Origin of the sequence: Nocardia gamkensis NBRC 108242 (assembly GCF_001612985.1) — a bacterium.
GTDB lineage: Bacteria > Actinomycetota > Actinomycetes > Mycobacteriales > Mycobacteriaceae > Nocardia > Nocardia gamkensis.
Window position 1 is genome coordinate 1 of the sequence record NZ_BDBM01000082.1, and the last position, 21,265, is coordinate 21,265.

At 64.7% G+C, this 21,265-nt stretch carries 16 protein-coding genes and 6 pseudogenes; 12 read left to right on the top strand and 10 right to left on the bottom strand.

Annotated elements, in window-relative coordinates:
- Positions 1-144 precede the first annotated feature (144 nt).
- On the bottom strand, positions 145-444 hold the full coding sequence (locus tag NG1_RS36180) for a transposase (RefSeq protein ID WP_084499393.1): 300 nt from the start codon (positions 442-444) through the stop codon (positions 145-147).
- Positions 445-738: 294 nt separating this feature from the next.
- Positions 739-1,740 carry a Rossmann-fold NAD(P)-binding domain-containing protein gene (locus NG1_RS33675; protein WP_062977743.1) on the bottom strand — a complete coding sequence of 334 codons (1,002 nt, stop codon included), beginning with the start codon at positions 1,738-1,740 and terminating at the stop codon, positions 739-741.
- 86 nt (positions 1,741-1,826) lie between these two features.
- Between NG1_RS33675 and NG1_RS33680 the strand changes: the two genes are divergently transcribed.
- Positions 1,827-2,414, top strand: coding sequence for a TetR/AcrR family transcriptional regulator (locus NG1_RS33680; protein WP_062977745.1), 588 nt, complete (start codon positions 1,827-1,829; stop codon positions 2,412-2,414).
- 424 nt (positions 2,415-2,838) lie between these two features.
- Here NG1_RS33680 and NG1_RS33685 read toward each other — a convergent pair.
- Positions 2,839-4,363 (bottom strand): annotated as a pseudogene (locus tag NG1_RS33685) (ISL3 family transposase).
- A gap of 260 nt (positions 4,364-4,623) precedes the next feature.
- On the opposite strand from NG1_RS33685, the pseudogene NG1_RS39280 reads away from it, so the two are divergent.
- The 5 genes and pseudogenes from NG1_RS39280 (at position 4,624) to NG1_RS37270 (ending at position 8,887) form a co-directional block, all read left to right on the top strand.
- A pseudogene (locus NG1_RS39280) lies at positions 4,624-5,662 on the top strand (IS110 family RNA-guided transposase).
- Between the two features lie 19 nt (positions 5,663-5,681).
- Positions 5,682-6,509, top strand: a pseudogene (locus NG1_RS33695) (IS3 family transposase); the annotation flags it as partial.
- Between the two features lie 66 nt (positions 6,510-6,575).
- Positions 6,576-7,088: pseudogene (locus NG1_RS38670) on the top strand (epoxide hydrolase family protein); the annotation flags it as partial.
- 166 nt (positions 7,089-7,254) lie between these two features.
- A complete protein-coding gene (locus NG1_RS38675) occupies positions 7,255-7,632 on the top strand; it encodes a hypothetical protein (protein WP_245660167.1) in 378 nt (125 codons plus the stop codon).
- 748 nt (positions 7,633-8,380) lie between these two features.
- On the top strand, positions 8,381-8,887 hold the full coding sequence (locus NG1_RS37270; RefSeq protein WP_062977751.1) for a DUF1579 family protein: 507 nt from the start codon (positions 8,381-8,383) through the stop codon (positions 8,885-8,887).
- A gap of 253 nt (positions 8,888-9,140) precedes the next feature.
- Here the strand turns inward: NG1_RS37270 and NG1_RS33710 are convergent.
- Both NG1_RS33710 and NG1_RS37665 read right to left on the bottom strand, forming a co-directional pair.
- A pseudogene (locus NG1_RS33710) lies at positions 9,141-10,302 on the bottom strand (IS701 family transposase).
- A 75-nt stretch (positions 10,303-10,377) separates the two neighbouring features.
- Positions 10,378-10,743, bottom strand: coding sequence for a hypothetical protein (locus NG1_RS37665; protein WP_168434271.1), 366 nt, complete (start codon positions 10,741-10,743; stop codon positions 10,378-10,380).
- On the opposite strand from NG1_RS37665, the gene NG1_RS39180 reads away from it, so the two are divergent.
- Entirely contained in the window at positions 10,630-10,965 is a 336-nt protein-coding gene (locus NG1_RS39180) for a hypothetical protein (RefSeq protein ID WP_369691032.1), read from the top strand. The two genes, NG1_RS37665 and NG1_RS39180, sit on opposite strands and share 114 nt — an antisense overlap.
- On the top strand, positions 10,875-11,312 hold the full coding sequence (locus NG1_RS33715) for an integrase core domain-containing protein (protein WP_210750995.1): 438 nt from the start codon (positions 10,875-10,877) through the stop codon (positions 11,310-11,312). The genes NG1_RS39180 and NG1_RS33715 overlap by 91 nt, the downstream gene beginning before the upstream one ends.
- 179 nt (positions 11,313-11,491) lie before the next feature.
- Here the strand turns inward: NG1_RS33715 and NG1_RS33720 are convergent, their stop codons facing one another.
- From NG1_RS33720 to NG1_RS38680, 5 genes and pseudogenes are all read right to left on the bottom strand, one after another.
- Entirely contained in the window at positions 11,492-12,247 is a 756-nt protein-coding gene (locus NG1_RS33720; protein WP_157114401.1) for a GNAT family N-acetyltransferase, read from the bottom strand.
- A 224-nt stretch (positions 12,248-12,471) separates the two neighbouring features.
- On the bottom strand, positions 12,472-13,101 hold the full coding sequence (locus tag NG1_RS39185; protein WP_084499392.1) for a helix-turn-helix domain-containing protein: 630 nt from the start codon (positions 13,099-13,101) through the stop codon (positions 12,472-12,474).
- A 15-nt stretch (positions 13,102-13,116) separates the two neighbouring features.
- Positions 13,117-13,290, bottom strand: a complete 174-nt coding sequence (locus NG1_RS37285) for a hypothetical protein (protein ID WP_157114402.1) — start codon at positions 13,288-13,290, stop codon at positions 13,117-13,119.
- Complete coding sequence (locus tag NG1_RS37290) at positions 13,287-13,955, bottom strand: hypothetical protein (protein WP_245660168.1); 669 nt, start codon at positions 13,953-13,955, stop codon at positions 13,287-13,289. The genes NG1_RS37285 and NG1_RS37290 overlap by 4 nt, the downstream gene beginning before the upstream one ends.
- Positions 13,956-13,982: 27 nt before the next feature.
- Positions 13,983-14,177: pseudogene (locus NG1_RS38680) on the bottom strand (integrase core domain-containing protein); the annotation flags it as partial.
- A 677-nt stretch (positions 14,178-14,854) separates the two neighbouring features.
- Here NG1_RS38680 and NG1_RS33730 point away from each other — a divergent pair.
- From NG1_RS33730 to NG1_RS37295, 4 genes are all read left to right on the top strand, one after another.
- Positions 14,855-15,898 (top strand): LacI family DNA-binding transcriptional regulator, encoded by a 1,044-nt coding sequence (locus tag NG1_RS33730; RefSeq protein ID WP_062977757.1) that lies wholly within the window; start codon positions 14,855-14,857, stop codon positions 15,896-15,898.
- 50 nt (positions 15,899-15,948) lie between these two features.
- Complete coding sequence (locus NG1_RS33735) at positions 15,949-17,319, top strand: glucuronyl esterase domain-containing protein (protein ID WP_157114403.1); 1,371 nt, start codon at positions 15,949-15,951, stop codon at positions 17,317-17,319.
- 309 nt (positions 17,320-17,628) lie between these two features.
- Positions 17,629-19,008 carry an MFS transporter gene (locus NG1_RS33740; RefSeq protein ID WP_245660166.1) on the top strand — a complete coding sequence of 460 codons (1,380 nt, stop codon included), beginning with the start codon at positions 17,629-17,631 and terminating at the stop codon, positions 19,006-19,008.
- Positions 19,009-19,885: 877 nt separating this feature from the next.
- Complete coding sequence (locus tag NG1_RS37295; RefSeq protein WP_157114404.1) at positions 19,886-20,347, top strand: hypothetical protein; 462 nt, start codon at positions 19,886-19,888, stop codon at positions 20,345-20,347.
- Positions 20,348-21,265: the final 918 nt, after the last annotated feature.

A 21,265-nucleotide genomic window follows, 5' to 3' on the forward strand; every position in this document is an offset into this window, starting at 1 on the left:
CGACGCGGATCTGGTCGGTGAGCCAGGCATGGGGATCCCTCGTTGCGAGGGTGGACGCGATCTCCAGTGGTAGAAACCGGACTCGGAGACATCCAACAGCCGGCACGCGACCTGTACCGGCAACCCCTCGCTGGCCGATGGTGGCTATGGCCGCGTAACGCCTTTTGGGCCGCTGGCCTGTTCTTTCAGCAGCTCACGAGCTCGTTTCAGGATGGCGACCTCATGCTCGAGTTCTCGGATGCGGCGCTTGGCCGCGGCCAGTCCGGACTGCTCGGCGCTGGTCGCGCCCGGTATCTGACCGGTGTCGATCAGTTCCTGTTTACGCCCGACATAGATCCTCTGGTCGCTGATTCCCAGGTCCGCAGCTACCTGCGCAACCGGACACCCGGCGGCGACCGGATCCAGGACCTTCCGACGGAACTCCTCGGGATAACGCCTTGGCACGAACAAGTCTCCTTCGACGACTTCGTGACCAAGAGTCAAGCAAACCAACTCCGGAAAACCGGGGGAACATCAGTTAATCTAGGGCGGATCCTACGGTGCCCCTCGTGACCTGATCAGGTTGCGAGGGGGGAGTCGCTGGTGCGCTGATCTCGGGGTTCGTGGGTGTCGCCCTGCCGTTGCTGTCGCGGCCGAGCCACGGCCGCCGTAGCGTGCTGGGCGTCAGGAACCGGCCGCGGCACCGCATCGACCGGCCGACCACAGCCGAAACTCACTGCCACAGCCGGTTTGCGCGCCTCACGCGTCGACGAAGGTGGTCCCCACGTCGACCAGTTGCTTGACCACATAGGCCGGATCGAGCAGTACCTCGGGGGTGTAGATGCCGGGCGCCACCGCAGTACCGCGCAGCCCGAGCAATCGTTCGACACCCAGGGCGAGACCGAGGGAGGTCAGCGGGCGCTGACCGTCCGGGTGGACCACGTACCGGTTGATGCTCAGCGGTGCGCCCGTCGGGCCCACCCCTTCGAGATCGATCCGAACCTCGACGGACGGCCCCTCTCCACGGCGCGAACCCGCGGATTCGCCAAGCGCGAAGGCGAATTCGACGTTCGGGGCGCCTGTCGCGAACGCTAGACTGGGCACATCGAGGATCGGGATGGTCTGGCCGGGGATGGCGGTGCCGTCGAAGCTGCGCAGCTCCATCTGTGCCTTGTCCGCGCCGACCCAGGCGAACACGCCATCGCGCCGTGCGTACCCCGCTGAAGTGACCTCCGCCCAGCGCTCCAGATCCGCGAGCCCCGCGGGCCCGCCCGCGTCGTTCTCGTCGAGCATCGCGCCGATCCGGATGGTGTCGACCCGGTCGAACTCCTTGGCCCACTCCAGCGTGGTGAGGGTGATGACACCGGCAGCCCAGTGGCTGGCCATCAGTACCGGTGCTGCGGCCGGGCGCTGCGCAGCGGCGGTGATCTCCGGCGCGATGTCTATCATGCCGCTGGACAGACCGGCGTACGGTGCACCGTGGTCCTGCGCGAAGCGCAGCCCGGTCAGCCTGCTGTCCCATAGCGTCGCGACCACCGCCGAATAATCCTGATCGGCGGGCAGTCCGAGATCACCGCGCGCCAGATCGACGGTCACCGCAGTGGCACCGCCCAGTTCGTAGGCCACCCGCTGTGCGCGTTCCAGATTCCGGCCCGCGATGGTGAACAGCAGCTCCGGGTGCCGCCGCCGCAAGTAAGCGGCGGTAGCCGAGCCCGCCTGCCCCGACCCGCCCAGGAGCAAGACCGATTTCCGCTCGTCCATGTGCATTTCCTCTCGATCTCCAGATACCTACAATTTGTAACCTACACTTTGTAGCTAGAATCGCGCGAGAACGCAAGAGGAGGGCAATGACCACCACACCGACCCGCCTGTCCCAGCAGGCCCGGCGCGAGCAGTTGCTCGACACGGCCTTGGCGATCGTGCGCGCCAATGGCGCCGACGGGCTGACGCTGCCCACTCTCGCCGAGGCGGCCGGGGTGAGCAGGCCCGTCGTGTACGACCACTTCGGTACCCGCCCTGGACTGCTGCTCGCGCTGTATCGGCGGCTCGACGAACGGCACCGGGCCGCCACCACGCAGGCGCTGGAGCAAGCCCCGCCGAGCGCGGCGGGCATCGCGGGGGTCATCAGCGTTGCATACTTCGCCTGCGCCACCGAACTGCCGGAGTTCAACGCCGTTTCCGCGGCGCTGAAAGGCGATCTCGAAATGGAGGAGATCCAGCACGAGATGTACGATGGCTACACTGATTTGATGGCCGATGCATTAGCGCCGTACTCCGGCCTGAGTCGGCCCGCGCTGCGGCTGCACTGCCTCGGCGCGCTCGGTGCCGCCGAGGCCATTGCCGCTGAGCTGAACCGTGGGACCGCGACCGTCGACGACGCCATCGCGGCTTTGACCGGCGTCATTCTCGGCCGGATCGAGCGGGCCACCGGATAGCCATACCGCAGCCACTCACCGAGCAGAAACATGGCTGCCGCAACGGCTTCGGTGGGCGGACGGGGTACGCGCTCACCCGGTCACATCCTGGTCGGCACGGCGGATATCGCTCGCTATTCGGCCATTGCGCGACGCGGGCAAGGTCGAGGCACGCCGGGGTGCTTGGCCTGGCCTTCGCCGACAATCCTAAACCTCTTCAGGCCTACAGGTGATACCACCGTCTCTGCGGTAGAAGACCGACATCATTTGACCGGCGGTTGCTCCCGCGAACTGTTCCGATGAACCCCCGCCATATGGAACATATCGGGTCGTGATCGAGTCCCTTCCGCGTCGGATACCTGCGCTGCTCCACCGACGGGCAAGACGTCGAGATCCACACCGACGGGAGTGTCGGAATTTTGGCTCTGTTGCACTTTCGGTGGGGTTATCCGAGCAGGATCCGGTGTCGTAGGAACCGGAATCCGGCGCGTCCGTACATTTGCCTCTTGAGCAGCTTGGTTTTCGTATTGACTCCCTCGCACGGCCCGTTGCTGTAGGGCAAAGTCAGTCCCGCGACGGCAGCGTCGTGGTCCTGGTCCAGACCACGCAGGAACGGCTCGAGCTGGGGCAGTCCTGCCTCGCGGGCCTGCTTGATCCAGCAGTCGAGGTCGGCGCCGCGCCGGTCGGTCATGATCGTGGCGAAGTCACCGACCAGTTCGGTCAGCCGGGTCATCTCCGGACAGGCGGCGACGAGTTCGCCGAGGTGACCGCGGCGGGTTTCGAAGAGGTCTGATGGCCTGCTCATGATCCAACCGGTGAGTTTGCGGGCCGAGACAACGACCCGGTCACCGGCCAGGCGCCCTTCGTTGAGGTAGCGGTAGAGCAGGTTCAGCCCACCCGTGTAACCCAGGGCTTTGATCTCGGCAAACAGGTGCGTGACCGGCACACCCGGCTCAGCGGCCCGTCGAGCCCGCAGATGATCACGGTAGGGGTCGACCAGTCCGGGCCGGTACTGGGGCGGACGGCGCAGCGAATCAGGTTCAGGCGCCCGGGAATACCGCTTCACAGTATTCAACGCCAGGTTCAGCCGCCGTGCGCAGTCCAGCAGCCCGACGCCTTGGTCGAGCAAGTTGTGCACGGCATGCCAGCGTTCGATGGTGGTGGTCTCCCGCGCCATCCGGCGCCGCTTCGCCCGAGGCCGCCCAGCAACGTCCATGCGCGGCGACGGCCGTCTCGACGGCACGCGCCAGAGCATGCCACAGATGCCATCGGTCCGACACCTGTGTCGCCGCAGGTCGTGCGCGACGCACGGCTTCGGCGTAGGTGGCCGAACCGTCCCGTACGACGGTCGTCACCTCGGGATGATCGGCCAGCCAGGCGGCCAGGGTGTCGGATTTGCGGTCTGCCAGCACATCGACCCGGTCGTGGGATGCGGGGTCGATCACGACCGTTGCATACCGGTGGCGGCCCAGCAACGCGAAATCATCGACACTCACCACCGCCGGAACCGGTCGCTGCGGCAAGGGGATACCCAGCAGCACACGCACAGCGGTATGCCGGGACAACCCGATCGACGATCTCGCCAGCAGCCGGGCACCCGCCCGACCGGCCAGCTCCCGCACCACCGACCGCACCTGGCAGGTCAGACGCGTCGTGCGACGCTGGTATCGCTCCAGAACACCGACCACTTGCTCGCGAAAGGTATTGCGGCAGCCCGTTGTCAGGCAGACCAGGCGACGGACCTGCACGCACACGATCACGGGGCGGCCATCGTGCGGCACGTCGGCCACCGTCCGCCAGTGATATCCGTGCACTCGCGCGGACTCCGCGCCGCAGCCCGGACACGCGGCCGGGCAGTCGGGCGTCCGTGCCCACACCACGATCTGGCTTCCCTCGTCGACCACATCCTCCACCACCAGCGGCGACAACCCCGAAAACACCACAGCAACAGGTACATTCACCTCACACACCGGAACATCGTGCCGTCAGCGCCATCACGGCACCACCGAAAGTGCGACAGAGCCGTTGTATCCAGTGTCACGATCTTGTGGTCGACCGGTTCGCTCTGCCGTTGTCTTCCCGCTTTCGTGGCTGTTGTAAGTTTTGCGGCCGGTCGACACCCCGGGACCGGCCGACATGGCTTGAGAGGAGCGTGGCATCGCCCTGACTGGGATATGCCTGCCGACCGGTCCGTGCCACACCCCGCTACGAAAAGGGCTGACACGCACCCATGATGGTCATCGGGATCGACGCGCACAAGCGCACCCACACCGCAGTCTCCGCTGACGAACTCGGCCGGAAACTGTCCACCAAAACCGTCGGAACAACCAGCACTGATCATCTGGCGCTGCTGAAATGGGCGCGGGCACAGCCCGATCCGGAACGGTTATGGGCGCTGGAAGACTGCCGTAATATGACCCGGCGCCTGGAAAGCGACCTGATCGCAGCTGGAGAGCGCGTGGTCCGGGTTCCACCGAAACTGATGGCTCACGCCCGGGATTCTGCGCGCACCTACGGCAAGTCCGACCCGATCGACGCGTTAGCCATCGCCCGGGCTGCATTGCGCGAACCCGACCTGCCGGTGGCCCGGCTCGATGGAGTCGAACGAGAGCTCCGGCTGCTGGTCGACCACCGCGAAGACCTCGTTGCCGAGCGCACCCGGGTGATTGCACGGCTGCGCTGGCACCTGCACGAGCTGGACCCGGGCTGGCTGCCGCCGGGCAAGCTCGAACGCGCCAGCGCCTACGACCGCGTCGCAGCCCACTTGGCCCAGTTCGACGAGCTCGTCGCCCGCCTGGCGGTGAACCTGATCCAACACTGCCGACGACTGACCATCGAGATCGATGCGCTGGCCGGCGAGATCGGCGAACGAGTCCAACGGATCGCGCCGTCGCTGCTGGCCATCGTCGGATGCGCGGCCTTGACCGCGGCGAAGATCATCGGGGAAACCGCCGGCGTCGACCGGTTCCGATCCAAGGACGCCTTCGCCCGCCACAACGGCACCGCTGCCGGTCTGGTCGTCCAACCGAGCACGCCACCGTCTGTCCCGCACCGGGAACCGCCAACTCAACGCCGCGCTCCACCGCATCGCGCTCACGCAGGCACGCTGCCACCCGGACGCACGAGCGCTGCTGGCCAAACGCAAGGCCAAAGGCGACGGCGGCATGGAGGCGCTGCGGATCCTCAAACGCCGACTCTCCGACGTCGTCTACCGCGCCATGATCGCCGACCTGGACCACCAATCAGCCGAAACTCCCACCGCAGCTTGACAGAGGAGCAATTTACAGTCCCGAACGTCGGCGCGCAGCGGTCGCTCACCTGCAACGACTGTTCGGGGTGAGTGACCGTTTTGCGTGCCGGGTAACCGGGCAGCATCGCAGTACCCAGCGCCGTCCACCGGCTGATCAGCGGGGCACCGACCCGGATTCCGGGTTGCGGGAATGGCTGCGGCCGTGGGCTAAAACCCGTCCGCGGCAAGGGTTCCGCCGCGCCTACCACGATGCTCGCGCCGATGGATGGGCGGTGAACCACAAGAAGATTCGGCGCCTGTGGCGAGCCGAGGGGCTGCGGGTGCCAGTGCGGCGGCGCCGCAAACGCCTCGGTGCCTCCACTGTCACCGAGGTGACCGCGGAGGCACCGAATCGGTTATGGGCCATCGATTTCCAGTTCGACGCCACCGACGACGGCCGACCGGTGAAGATCGTGTCCATCGTCGATGAGCACACCCGTGAATACCTGGGCGGGCTCGTGGAGCGCTCGATCACCGCCGATCGGCGGATCGACGAGCTCGACCGCATCGGGGCTGAACGAGGCTATCCGGCGGTGCTGTGCTGTGACAACGGCCCGGAGCTGGCGTGCTCGGTGATGGCCGATTGGGCGGGTGAACGGGTCGGGTTGGCGTTCATTCCGCCTGGTCAGCCCTGGCGTAATGGCTATATCGAGTCGTTCAACGGACGTCTTCGCGACGAATGCCTCAACATCAAAAGCTTCTGGTCGCTGACCCAGGCCCGGGTCGTGATCACCGATTGGAAAACCGACTACAACCAGCGGTGGCGGCATTCGGCCCTCGGATACCGCACCCCGGCCGGATACGCTGCCATCTGCACACGTCAGTGACCGGCTCTCACAGCCCGGGGACCGATCACCGGGGTCCCGTCACGAGCCCAGTGACACAGGAGAAGCATGATCCAGCCTTTTCGCATCGAGATCCCCCAAGCCGACCTCGACTACCTGCATGACCGGCTGGTCAACGCCCGCTGGCCTGGCGAGCTACCCGACGTGGGGTGGACCCGCGGAATACCGCTGGGCGAGCTCAAGAACCTCGCTGACTACTGGCACACGCGGTACGACTGGCGCGCCCCAGAAGCGAAGCTCAACCAGTACCCACAGTTCACCACCGAGATCGACGGCCAGCGCATCCACTTCCTGCACGTCAGATCCGACCGGCCCGCTGCGAAGCCACTGCTGATTACGCACGGCTTCCCAAGCTCGGTCGCAGAATTCCTGCACCTCATCGAGCCGCTGGTCAACCCGGCCGACGGCCCGGCATTCCACGTCGTCGCGCCGTCCCTGCCCGGCTACGCGTTCTCGACCCCACTGCGATCGACCGGCTGGTCGATGGGCCGCACCGCACGTGCCTGGGTGGAGTTGATGCGCCGGCTCGGCTACGAGCGATACGGCGTGCACGGCGGTGACGTCGGCGGCGGCGTATCCGGACTGGTGGCCGGCATCGACGGCATGCACGTCACGGGTGTACACGTGGTGACCGACCCCGACCGCTGCGAACGTGGCCACCTTCCTGCCCGGTATGGCCGACAGGCTCGACGAGAACGACCCTGTCGACAAAATGATCCTGGACCGAATGGACGAGTTCACAACGGACGGCTCCGGCTACCTGGCGATCCAGAACAGCCGACCGCAGACCATCGGCTACGGCCTGGTCGACTCACCCCTGCTGCAGCTTGCGTGGATCGCGGAGAAGTTTGCGGAGTGGACGGACCTGCCGATCGACCGCGACCAACTGCTCACCACTGTCAGCCTGTACTGGTTCACTGGCTCCGGCGCCACCGCCGCGCACACCCTCTACGAGCAGGCGCACTCGTCGGACTGGGGAGCACCGCCGGCCGTACCGCAGGGCTTCGCGGTCTTCGGCGCGGACGAGACGGTACGCAAACTGGTCCCCGTGCCGCCGAACACGCACTGGACCGAGTTCAACGTGGCAAGCACTTCCCGGCGATAGAGGCCCCCGCCCTGCTAGCAGCGGACCTACAGGCGTTTTTCGGACCGCTGCAATGACGGACATACTGAGCCAGCGTGTCTCAACGGGCCACGCTGGCCCGCCAGCACCTGCTGAACCGCCTCGCGGTCCGCGCCATCGACGCGATCGAGCACCTGTGGCGAGTCGGACCTACCCGCACCGGGCGCACTTCCTCGTGCACGCCTCGTCCGACACGGTATACGCGCAGATCCCGGCATCGGCGGCCCTCGTACGACGGCGAGGGAACGAGCGCTGCGAGGTGCTCAACGGCGCCCCACAGCAGTCTCGACGCCGTCCTCACGCACGTGCTCCTGCTGGGCCACGACTTCGCAGTACTCGACCTCCAGCGCTCTGGAAACGCTGTCGCGCGCTGGCGGGCAAACTCCTGTCGGCCGGTGCAACGATCCGGGTCGGAGACCGAAATGCCGTGATGAATGTATACACGTCGAACCGGCCCTTGTACGAGAGGACAACGATGATATTCCAGGGTAAGCGCCTACCGTCCCGCAGTGTGCGTCGGCGCAGCCTCAGCAATGCCATGACAAGCCCACAGGTGCGTCGCACCACTGGATCGGTTCGCATGCTCGCGCTGTGCGCCCTGCTCGGGGGCGTATTGACGGCAACCACCGCATGTTCCAATACCTCCACGGACAAAAGTCCACAGATCGTATCGTCATCGTCCACCACCTCGGCAGCGCCGAGCACCCCCGGACAATCGGCCGCCGAGCGATTGAACGAACCGGGTCCGGAGGCCAAACGACTCGCCGCGCTGACCGGAACCTTCGACGTTGTCGCCACGATGTGGCCGACCCCCGGCAGCGCGCCGATGGTGACGAAAGACCTGGTCGCGGAACGGAAGATGGTCGGCATCCTGCTACAGGAGACGATCCAGCCCTCACCCGGATCCCAGGTTTCCGACTTTCAGCGGATCGATTATCTGCAGTACAGCCGCGTGGAGGGACGCTGGCAATATGTCTCGATGGATACTCGGTTGCCGGTGGGAATCATGCCCGCCTACAGTTTCGGGGCCGAGGACAACAGCAAGGTCTCCCTTCAATTCCAGCCGATCGCCTTCGTCGGCTTCGGCCAGCAGGTGGACGGCAAGATGATGCGCTCCGACATGGTGATCTCCTGGTCCGACAACAACAGCCAGACCAAGCAGCAGCATTTCATCCAGGCCGACGGGACCGGCACCTCCTGGCTGGCCGTTCAGTACGAATACACCAGGCGCAGTTGATCATCCGCCTCAGGCGACGACATTGACCAGCTGGCCGGGCACGACGATCACCTTGCGTCGGGTCTGTCAACCGCTAGTCGTCGGGGGTCGAGAAGTAAATCCGCCAATCCGGCGCTCTAAAGCACGACAGTTGTAGTTCGTTACTTGGGTAATCGGGTCCGTTGGTAGCGGGTTTGTCGGGGACGGTTTTGGTGGTGTCGGCGCCAGCGGGAGGCGGCGAGGGCGTGGGTGAGGGTGCGGGCGGGGTGGAGCACTATCGCCAGGAGACGGCGGATTTCGGCGACTGTGATTCGGCCCAGCCCGCGTGGGCTTTTGGGTCGGTGGCGGCGGTGACGGCGAGGAAGGCGTGAGCGAGCATGGCCAGGGTGATGTGCCGGTACCAGGCGTCGTATTTGTGGACTTGGTAGTGGTCGAGGCCGCATTGGCCTTTGGCGGCTTGGAAGCATTCCTCGATCGCCCAGCTCCGCACCGGCCACGGCCACGATCTGGCCGCGATCAATGGTGTCGGGGTGAAAGCACACGTAGTAGGCGATATCTGCCGGATCGTCGAGAGATCGCCGGGCCAGCAGAGTGCGCACGAAACCGGCCGGGATGTCATCGAGGACCGGCAGCGTGGCCCAGGCGAAGTCGTATTCGCGTTCACCCCTGACTCCGGGACCGGCCGCGACCCGATGCCATGCTTCGGCGGGGGCGCGGCTGATGAGGGTATCGACTCTGCGGCGGCCATCGATGTCGGTCACGGTGTCCCTGACCGGGACCTCCACTACGTAGGGCATCCGGTGCGACTCCAGGAACGCCCGGAATCTCCCGTCACGCCCGTAGGCGGAATCGGCGGTCACCCACCCGGCGGTCACGTCCGCGGCCAGTGCCCGACCGATCATCGCCTCCGCCAACCGTGGTTCGGTCACAACGCCCTGACTCCAGCGACTTTCGGGCACACCGGCGTCAGCGCAACGATCACGGTCTGCGATCCACGACTCCGGGAGATACAACTCCCGATCGATCAACGCCCGGCCGTGACGACCGGCATAAGCGAGGAAAACACCCAGTTGACAGTTCTCGATCCTGCCCGCGGTACCCGAGTACTGCCTTTGCGCCCCGGCCGAGCGCACTCCCTTCTTCACGAACCCGTGTCATCGACCACCAGCACCCCATCCGGTGAAGCCAATGCCTCAACCACATACGAGCGGACCCGATCGCGCACGTCATCGGCACTCCACCGCGCCCGGTTCAGCAGGTGCTGACATCCGTCGGGACTCACCGCTCCCGCCGCCTCGGCCAGCTGCCAGGAGTTCTTCTCACTCCACCGGCGCCAGCAACCCCGTCACATACGCCCTTGCCCACCCTCGCGGCTCCGCCCGACCGAACGCCCCAGCAACGCGAGCGAACACACCATCCAGACCCGCACGACTTATGCATTCCGAGCGTGGAAGCTGATGAGCTGGCCTCGGCGAAGAAGCGGATCGCCGCACTGGAAGCCGAATTGAAACTCACTCGCGACGCCGCGAATTATTCGATGCGCAGGCGGTGGTGTCCCCAAAAGGCGGATCGCGGTCGTCGAAGGGCTGATCGCACTCGGACATTCCGGGCGGTCGGCCTGCCGAATCGCTGGAGTGCACAGATCCACCTTTCTGCGGCAGCGGCGGCAGCCGTTGTCCACCAGAACGATTCGCAGGATCGTGGTCGCCGATGAGATATCCCGGATTCATGCCCAGTCCCGCGGAACCTACGGCAAACGCCGGATCAAAGCCGCCTTGCTGGCCGAGCGCGAGATGATCGTCAACCACAAACTGGTTGCCTCGATCCTGGCCGAGCGGGGGCTGTTCGGCCTGCCCAGACGCAAACGACGCGGCCACCCGATGCTCGCAGCGAGCACTCCCGCAGACCTGGTGAACCGGGCCTTCACCGCTGCTCGCCCCAACGAGCTGTGGTGCACCGACATCACCGAACATCCCGCAAGAGACGGAAAAGTCTATGCTGCGCCATTTTGGACTGCTTCAGCAAGAAGATCGTCGGCCGAGCCTTTTCCACCATCGCCGACACGCTGTTGGTCAACAACGCGGTCAACATGGCAATGACAGAACGCGTCACCGCCGAGGGGTTGATCGTGCATGCCGATCACGGAACACAATTCACCTCGTGGTCGTTCGGTGAGAACCTTCGTCGGCACCGGCTCCTGCCCTTGTTCGGAACTGTCGGTGATTGCTTCGACAACGCAGCGATGGAGTCGTTCTGGGGACGGATGCAAACCGAACTCCTCAACACCAGGAAGTGGTCGACAACCCTCGAGCTGACCATCGCCATGTCCGACTGGATCGACAACTTCTACAACACCGAGCGCCGTCACTCCTACCTCGGCCACCTCAGCCCCACCGAGTATGAGACGCTGTGGCTCGACATCCAACCAAGCCCTCAACTCTCGTAAGCGCGGACCGACGAGCAGGGACCAGATCACCCGGACCGAATCAGCGGGGTCACGTCACACCACCCAGACCTAAATCGAAGGGGGATCCGTGAACAACCTCGCAGTTTTCGAGCACCTTCTTCAAGGAAAGCGGCCACGCGTTGTCGGATTGATATCCGGTCAATTTCACGACACTCTTCTCAGGAGAGGTCATGCCGCATCTGGACCGTACGGAGGGAATCATCTGCCCAGTGGGGCTCTGCCTCGCCGGTGAACACGAACCCGTTGCGAAGGTAGAGATTCATGGCGTGGTCGTTGTTGTCCCGTACCCAGAGTTCGACCGCCGCACAGTTGTTGTTCCTGGCCCATTTCAAGGCCGTCTGGATCAGGCGGTCACTTGTGCCCGTGCCGCGAGCAAGGGGATCGACGTTTACCGCTATCATCTCTCTGACCTGCGAGTTATCCGTGGCTACCAGGCGAACCCGCCCTATCGGCTCGTTGGCGTGGAAGGCAAAGAAACTTTCGATGGTGTCGAAGTCCTTGCGGTAGTCCTGTTCGGTCTTCTTCTCCATGTCTGCACGTGAGGATCTGAAGTCGAGAGGATTCCGTCCGGCGTGTTTCAGGCCGAAATACCGGATCACGTGCCATTCGTCGGGTACCAAGCGGCGTATCTCGGTTGTTGTGAGCCGACCACCGGGCATATCGTGTCCCTGAAGCACGCCATGCCCGGATGAACTGTCGATTTCGGTCGCGGCGCGCGTGGCCGAGTGGGCGAAGCCGTGTGTCGAGAACGGTTTTGCGGAGTCGAGGTCACGATCTTTCAACACCCGGGCTGCTTCGTCCGCTTTTCCGGCCACCTCCGAGATGTCCTTGTGTAGGACGTGGGCGACACCGTCGACGAGTGCCGTTTTCGTCCGCTCGAGCACGTGCTTCAATGCCCGAAGCACATCTGCCACAGAACTCCTCCGATAACCGAACCAGCGTTTTGCACTGCCTCCGGCTCGGCGTGCGACAGCAGATTCTCACATACCAGCACTTCCGATGTCACTGTCGGATGTATGAACGGCCGGTAGCAGATACCGACCGACGCGGCGGCCTCCCCGCTGGGGCTGAGCGATGTCGAGGTGTTGTAACCGATCTTGGGCTCGAATGGTTCGTTGCATCACCGCTGTTGAGGTGCTCAGCGTATATCTCTGCGGACTGCGGTATCGGTGGATTCTACGGGGCGGTTGTTGAGTTCCTCGGCGATCACGTCGAGATCTGCTTGGGCTGAACCGGAAGAGGGCGGCATTCTTGGGCAGGTACTGGCGGAGCACAACACCATTGAGATTCCCAATCGCCGATGCGGGTGCGCTGATCGACGATGGCCGGGCGCGCCTCGATCAGATTCGACGGGGTGATGAAACGAACCGGCCGAGCATCGGAGCGACTGCGCCGACGCCGCAGGGAGCGTCGAGTCCGCAGAACTCTTGGTCAAAAGCTTTGATAACCGAATCTTTCGGCGTTGTAGAGGGCTTGATAGATCGTTTCGTGGCTGACATGCCACACCGGTTGCGCAGGGAATCCGCGGCGCAACCAGACGTTGATCTGCTGCGGGCTCCAGTCCAGTTCCAGCTTGGCCTGAACGACCGCTCGCAGCTGCGGATCGGTCAGCAGCCGGCCCGGCCGACGACGGCGGGCACGCTGCGGCGGCCCTCGCGTGCGCGAGATCGGCGTCGTAGCGGCCGCGGTCGTGGCCGAAGGTGTTGCGGCGCACTTCGCGACTGATCGTCGAGGCGGCCCGGCTGAGTCGGCGTGCGATCTCACGAATCGAGAGCCCGCGTTCTCACAGGGTGGCGATTCGTTGGCGTTCGAGCAAACTCAGATATCGGTCCGAGCGGACCTCTTTGCCGGTGACGTAGAGGAAGGTTATCGGCTTCGTGCTTTTGCGGGGCCGGATCGCGGTCTCTTCATCGCCGAGCAGGATGCGCAGATGGGTTTCCTCGATGACGACGCTCACGAGCTTGCCGCGGTGGCAGGACCCGAGCTTGATGCGTGGCCGGCGACAAGGGTTCGTCCGGATTCGTGAACACGTCGCTGGGCTCGGAGGGATCCGGGTGGCAACGGTGCCGATGGTGGCGGGGTGATGGGTGTGCGAGCGCCGCGGAGGCGACCAAGGTGATCGCGGCCGATCGGGCAGGGCCAGGTGCCGATCAGAGCGTTGTCGGCGATGGCATGCATGAGGTGCCCGTCCAGGCGCAGCGTCACGGCGCGGCCCGTCCAGGCGAACCCGACGACGTGGTGGTGTCCGCCGATGCCGACACCACCGTCTTTGTTGACGACACGTTTGATTTCGATCGCGGCCCGGGCGGGAAGCACCGTGGTGCCGTTGGTCCTTCGCCTTGCGGGTTTGCCGGGTTCGGGTCCTGCCGGGCGGGCGCCGCACATGCGCAGTAGCTGTAGATGTTCCGGCAGCAGCCGTGAAGGGACGGTGCGGACCAGATGCCCATCGACGCTGACGTGCAGGCTGCGCGGGTTTGCCCAGACGCGCCGGCACCCGGACTTCCAGTTCGACCGCGTCTTCGGCAACCGGCGCGGAGCAGGTTCGATCACGTCGACGAGAAGCGACGCAGCACGTGAGCGCGTAGCATCGGTGCTCGGTACCGCGTCGACGTCGGTGAGCACGTCCAGGCGGGTAGGTCCGTTCGGGCGGAACAGGCTGGCCGGGGTGGCCATGTCCAGCGCTTGATGCGGGCGCTGCTGGTTGTAGGCGGCGGTCCAGCCGTCGACAGCCTGTTGTGCGGCGGCAAGTGACTCGAATGGTGCAACGTGGTCGAGGAATTCCTCTCGCAGGGCCTTATGGAACCGTTCGATCTTGCCGGTCGTGGTCGGTGACTGCGGTTTGGTGCGGCGCTGGGTGATGACTCCCGCGCGGTCATACCGTGGTGCTGTAGCGAAGCGGACGGCCGTCGGCCGAACTTCGTCGAACTCGGTCGGCTGCCTTCGTAACACCACCGGATATCGGGGTTCACCCGCTGCGATGCGGGTACAGCGACGTCAGCGATTTTCCTTGGATGCTGTGGGCATCGAGGCTATCGAACCTTCCCCGGCCTCCTCTTCATGACCTGACCGCAGACGCCCGCGGTCCCACCACCATCGGGAAGCCACACCGCCGCACCCGGGTTCGATCCGCGGGCACCCCGGTAGTTCGCCCGCGCCCGCGAAGTGCACCGCAAACACCATCAATCCGCGTTTCGGCAGTCATGCCTCCTCGCTGGGACAAGCCCCAGAACAAGCAATGTGCCGCTGTATAACGGCACGATTGCCAGTGTACTACGCGCCCTAGCTTGTCGATAAGCGGTTACTGAAGCTGATCCGGGCGAGGCAATCCTGGTTCCGCGGTCTTTCGCAACCTTCCGGTACCAAATCGACGGAAGCAAGTAACCGGTTCCTCGATAGTCACCCCGATGGGTGGACGCGGCGCATGCGCCACCTCAGGGCTTGGGCGATTGGTTTTATATGCTGGGACGGATTGCCGGCATGCGTAGCAGTGTGAGGCGGCGGAGAGAAGGAGACTGCGGAGGATGAGCGAAAGGGTCCGTAGTAAGCATCCTGGCCGTGTCACCATCCGAACGGTCGCCGACGCGGCCGGGGTGTCGACCGCGACCGTTTCTCGTGTCATGAGCGGTGTGGGCACCGTGAATCCCGAACTCGCCGCGGCGGTTCGGCGAGTCGCTGAGGAACTGGCCTACCGCCCCAGCGAGGCCGCTCGCGGCCTGGCGCGCGGCGGCCTGCGCCACATCGGCCTGCTGATGCCCGACCTCGCCAACTCCTACTTCCATGACATCGCCAAACATCTGCATCACGCGGCAGCGCAGGCCGGGTACCGCATGCTCATCGCCGATCACACCGGCGACCCGGCCGACGAGTACACCACCGCCTGGGACCTGATGGGCCACGTGGACGGCTTGATCCTGCTGTCCTCCCGTATCAATGCGATAGGCCTGAAGGACCTCGCACGCCAAACCACCCCAGTGGTGCTGGTCAACCGCGTGGAGCTCGGCGTCGATCTCCCCATGGTCGGAGTGGACGGCTTCACCGGCATGCTCGAACTCTGCGCCCATCTGGTAGATCTCGGCCACCGCCAGGTCGTATACCTGTCCGGTTCTGACCATGCCTGGCAGGACCGGGAACGATGGCGCGCCATCCAGACCAGCCACTTTTTGGGGCTACAGGCCGTCAGAGTCGAATGCGACGGAACACTCGAGGCCGGCTACCACGCGATCGAACACGCGCTCGCTCACCATCCGACCGCACTGATCTGTTTCAACGACCTGTCCGCCATCGGCGCCATCTCCAAGCTGCGAGAAGTCGGGATCGACGTGCCAACCGACATCTCGGTCACCGGTTTCGACGACATCACCATGGGACGCCATGTCCACCCTGCCCTCACCACCGTCGCAAGTCCACGAGACGAACTCGGCCGCCAGGCATGGTCCCTGCTCCACGCCGCCCTGGATCAGCAACCTCCTACCGAGGTATCCACGCTGCTGCCCACCTCCTTGATCCAACGCCAATCAACTGGCCCGAAGATCAAAACCGGCAAATCCACTCACGACCAGTTCTGAAAATCTTGCCGCTATACAACGGGCCATCATGCCCGGTATGGTCATGCCGCATGAGGAAAGTAAGCGGTTTCTGGCGACAGGCTAGATGGCTGTGCGTCGTCCTGTGTGCGGGTGCGGCCGCGTGCGCGAGCCCCGCGCCGGGGCCGAAGACGGTCGACTACAACAACATGCCCGGCTACAACTACGACGAGGCGAAGATCCCGCCGTACGAGCTGCTCGACCCGCAGCGCATGGCCGACGGGAAACCCGTGACGACGCCGCAACAATGGTGGACTCAGCGTCGGCCCGAGATCGTGAAATTGTTCGAAGACAACATCTATGGGCGTACCCCGGCTGCCGCCGAGCAGGCTCCCGTGCGCGTGGAGTCCGTCGAAGGCCGCACCCCAGCATTGGATGGGCTCGCCTACCGCGAGCAAGTGGACCTGATCTTCGGGCCGGCACCGAAGCCGGGCAGCCACACCGCCTGGCGCATGCGCGTGCTGCTGTACCTGCCTGCCCGTGCGACCGGACCGGTGCCGGTGATCTTCGGCCTCAACGGTGGCGGCAACCAGTCGGTCGTCGACGACCCGGGCATCAAGCCGACCGATATCTGGGTCAGCGAAGACGAGCAGGCGCCGCACCCCGAAACCCCAGGAGCCGACACCCGCGGCTCGCAAAGCACACAGTGGCAGGTCAAGACCGTGCTGTCACGAGGCTACGGACTGGCAACGGCGTACTACCAAGACCTCGAGCCCGACGCGAAAGACCAACGCGCCAATAGTGTGCGGGCCCTGTTCGACGCCCCCGGCACCGTCTCAGCGCCGAACGAGTGGGGTGCTGTTGCGGCGTGGGCTTGGGGATACCGTAAGGCGGTCGCCTATCTGCGGAGCAATCCCGCCGTCGACGCGGCCCATGTCGCGGTGACCGGTCACAGCCGTTTGGGCAAGGCCGCTGATTGGGCCGCGGCCACCACCCCGGAGATCGGCGCACTGCTGTCGACGGAATCCGGAAAAGGCGGGCAGTCGATCCAGCGACGGGAGCTCGGCGAAACCGTCAAACACCTCGCTGAGAAGTTCCCTCACTGGATGTGCCCGGCCTATGCCACGTGGATAAACCGTGACCAGCAGATACCGGCAGACGGAAACATGCTGCTGTCACTGGTGGCGCCACGCCCGCTGTACGCCGCAAGCGCCAACGACGACCGCTGGGCCGACCCTAAAGGCGAATTCCTCGCCCTGCGCAGCGCCGCCACCACCTACACGCTGCTGGGAACGAGCGCCCTCCCGCCGGACACGGCCATGCCGGCGGTCGATCGTCCGATCGGAACCGACACCAACACCGCCTACCACATCCGCTCCGGTAAGCACGACGTTACCGCCTTCGACTGGCAGCGCTACCTCGACTTCCTCGACACGCGCTGGGGTGCACCCGTACACCGGTAAACAACGTCCGGCCTGCCCATCAGCCGGTGCAACTTGTTCGTTCTTGGTGATTAGGTTACTTGTGGGTGATGGGCAGGACGCGGAGTTTGTCCCTGTTGGCAGGAAACCTACGTCGGTGAAATCAACTGCGCCCCAACGATGTCAGCGGCGAGTCTGCAGATTTTCTCGCGAATCGCCCCTACAGTTCGCGGACGCCTGGTCCGCTTCAGTGCACACCTCACACATCGATCGAATCGGCTCACCCCCATGACTCTTGCATCCGACTCCCCTTCCTCATCAACGCGCACCGCCGCAATCGACACTCCGGTCGTGACGACTGCGGAGCTGCGGCGTGCCGCGTGGGGCAGCTCGGTCGGAAGTGCGATCGAATATTACGACTTCGCGCTCTACAGCCTGGCCTCCGCGCTCGTATTCGGGCCACTGTTCTTCCCAGGCAACACTGCCTCCACCGGATTGATGCTCAGCTTCGCCACCTACTTCATCGGTTTCGCGGCGCGGCCGCTGGGCGGGCTGTTCTTCGGCCGTCTCGGCGACCGCCTGGGGCGCAGATTCGTGCTCATGGCGACGATCATCATGATGGGCGTGGCCAGCACCGGTATCGGTGTGCTGCCCACTTACCATGGCAACGAAAACGACTGGTACTCAGGCGGAATTGGCATACTTGCCCCGATTTTGCTGATCGGGCTACGCATCGTGCAGGGCCTCGGAGCCGGCGCCGAGATGGCCGGCGCGTCGATCCTTATGACGGAATATGCACCACCGCGTCGGCGTGGCTTGTATGCCTCCCTTCCCTTCCTCGGAGTACAGGTCGGCACTGTCGCGGCGGCGCTGGTGTACTTCGCGGTGTTCCACGTCCATCACTCGATTACCGATTCGTGGCTGTGGCGGCCACCCTTCCTCGCCAGCGGGGCAATCCTTGTCGTCGCAATGTACCTGCGAGCCAACCTCAAAGAGTCGCCGACGTTCACCAAGCTCGCCCCTTGCGACCGGATAGACGAGCGTCCACTGCGGAACCTGCTCGGATCGTCACGTCCGGCACTGCTGCGGGGCATCGGCCTGAGGATTGCTGAGAACGGTTCATCATCGATCTACCAGGCGCTCGCGGTAGCGTATGCGACGAGTGCGGCCGTTGGTCTCGAAGGACCGATCGGTGCACTGTCGCTGGTGTTCGCGGCATCGCTCGGATCGGTGACGATACCGATCGCTGGAATCCTTTCCGACCGATTCGGCCGCGTACGCACCTATCGCGGATTCGCCTACTTCCAGCTGTTTTCGGCGTTTCCGATCTGGTGGGTGCTCAGCCGAGGAAACGTGGTGGCGACGATAGTGGTCATCTCACTAGCCCTCGGTGTCGGCACATCGGGAATGTTCGGCTCGCAGAGCGCGTTGCTGAGCGAGCTGTTCGGCACCCGACAACGCTACCTCGGCGTGTCAGTAACCAGAGAGGTCTCGGCAGTGATATCCGGCGGTATCGCGCCATTGATCGGCGCGTGGATTATCACCCAGGTCGCGGCCACCGACGGTGGGCCCGACGTCCCCGAGGCCGGCCTCGGCGCATGGAAGTTCATCGCGGGCTACCTGTGCATCCTCACCACTATCACGATCGCCACCACATACATCACCCCGGATCCAACCAACCGCGACCTCGACGACCCGCGCGACGTGATCACCGCGACTCATCATCAGTGACAAGGCAGTAGCTGGTGCAATGAGATGCCGGCGAAGACCGCGGATTGCCAGGCCGTGGGCAGTTCTCGGCGTACCAGTCCGCCAGATATGTCCGGCAGCCGAGCGCAGGTCGGCTCGCGCGGCCTCGGCGATACGTCTCAGCTCGGCGCTGCTGTAGCTGCGTTTCGGCTCCGCATCGACCCGGCGACGAGGATTGCGCTCCTCGAGCTTGCCGGCCAACTCGTCGCCGATCCCTTCCGCGCGCACCAGCAACTGTTTGAGAATTCCCAGCTCTTTCCTCGGATTCGCTACCGTCAAAGCGGCCATGTAGTTGTCGATGTGCCGCGGTGCGATCTCGACCATCCGAGTCGGCGGGCAGGGCATCGCTACAAGTTGATCGGCGAATCGTGTGGCGGCCGTCGAGCTGTCGACCATCGGGCTCATCGAGGACAACCCGTTGCCCGGCGCTACAGGCTCGGCGAACGCGGCAGCCAAACCGGCGCGAATCTCCTCAGACACCGGTGCAACGCGAAAGTCGAAGTCGCGACAGTCTCCGTTGTGCGCATAGACCAGCATGACCGCGCCGTCCTCACTGGCCAGGACACCCCCGCTGCGGGGCGCCTTTACTGGGGGCAGTTGCGCGCGGCGGCATTACACCCAACCCGTCCGGAAGATCGGGACAACCCCAGGGCAACGGCTGAAACTCCTGGACCTGGCGGCGAAGTTGGCAGAATTGAACAGCAACATCGCTGCCCAGCGGTGATCTTGATCGTTTGCCTGCCTCGGTCCGCGGACCCACATCGGTTAGCGAGCACACGCCGAAGCTCCTTCCCGCTAAGCGGATCGACCGAGGCAGTCGACTGCCTCGATTGAGATGCGCGGTGAGCCACAGTCTGTGGTGAGTACGATCGAACATGGGGAGAACCAGCAGGCGGGCCCGATTGCCGCCATGTCGTCGCTTCGCCCACCGCGAGCCCCGCGGACGGCTCGACCCCCCGAAATCGTTGCACGACTGGAACGCTCAGGCGTCCGCAGCAAACAATGCCGCGACCTGGCGCGTCAGCGGGAACGAACCATCCATGAGGTGGTGAAGCGGTACCTCACCGACTGGGAAGCGATCACCGCGTGCGAAACCAAACGCGATCAGGACATCGCCGCGCTACGGCAGCAGATCAGCGAGCGAGTCACGCGCCTGCAGGAGATCGCCCGCGACCACGCCGACCAAGCTGACGCCGCCGCCGTGATGCATGAGCACGGTGCATCCGACGACGAGCTCGCTGAACTGCTCGAGATCAGCACCAAACAAGCCCGGCAACTGATCACCGCCGCACGGTCAAGTCGCAGCGCGACGACGGCGTAGAACACGCCACCAACTCCGACCGCCGTACCGACCGGGCGGCTTGAGCATGCTGGAGACGTCACCGCGTATCCCGGTCCGCTGGCAGAGCGGATCACCGAAGCAGTCGACACCGCCGAGCCGCCCGTGCGGTGGCGCTCCAGCCGCGGGTCGAGGTTTCGGCAGTGGTCGCATCGCTGGGTAAGGTGCGCCGCCACGTGGTCATCTCTGGGGTCGGGTTCCAGAGGTTGGGGAGGACGGCGTTGTTGAGGCAGTGGCGGTGCCGGTAGGGGCTGGTAAGTCGATGTTAAGCCGATTGCAAGTCTGCGCCGCAATCATTGTCGACGGCAAGGTATAGCTCAGACAGGAGTTGACACGATATGAAGCAACGAGCGAGTACGGCTATCGGGGTTGCCGCGGTTGGAATCGTGGCGGTGGGGCTACTGGCGCCGCAGGCCGCCACCGATCCGGGTCCGCAGCGACATACGCTCGTGCCCGGTGTCTGGTGTGTGGGGACGACTTGCCGCAACGACACCGATCAGACCCATCGTATCGACTGGGATGCGATCTGCTGGAATCTCGGAGCGGCGCAGGAGTGGGTCACGGTTCCGGGGCAGCATACCTGGGTGGGACCGCATAACTGGGGGGGCCTGAACGCGGATTGCCCCACCGAGCAGGAACCGGGCAAATGGGTGCAGGACCCTCCCCGCTACATGGGTTACTACAACGATAGCTGGACCCACTACGAATACCCACCACCGCGCTGGAAAGAGGGCGACACCCACAAGGGTGTAGTCCGGGATGCACGGTACACCGGTGCGGTTCCGGATAAGTCGCAGCCCCCCGCCCCCTCACCGACCCAATCTCTCCTGTCTCTCCTGGGTCTCCCCAGCGGGTCGGCCAACTGAACGAGTCCCCCTCAACGAGTCCGGAGACTTCATC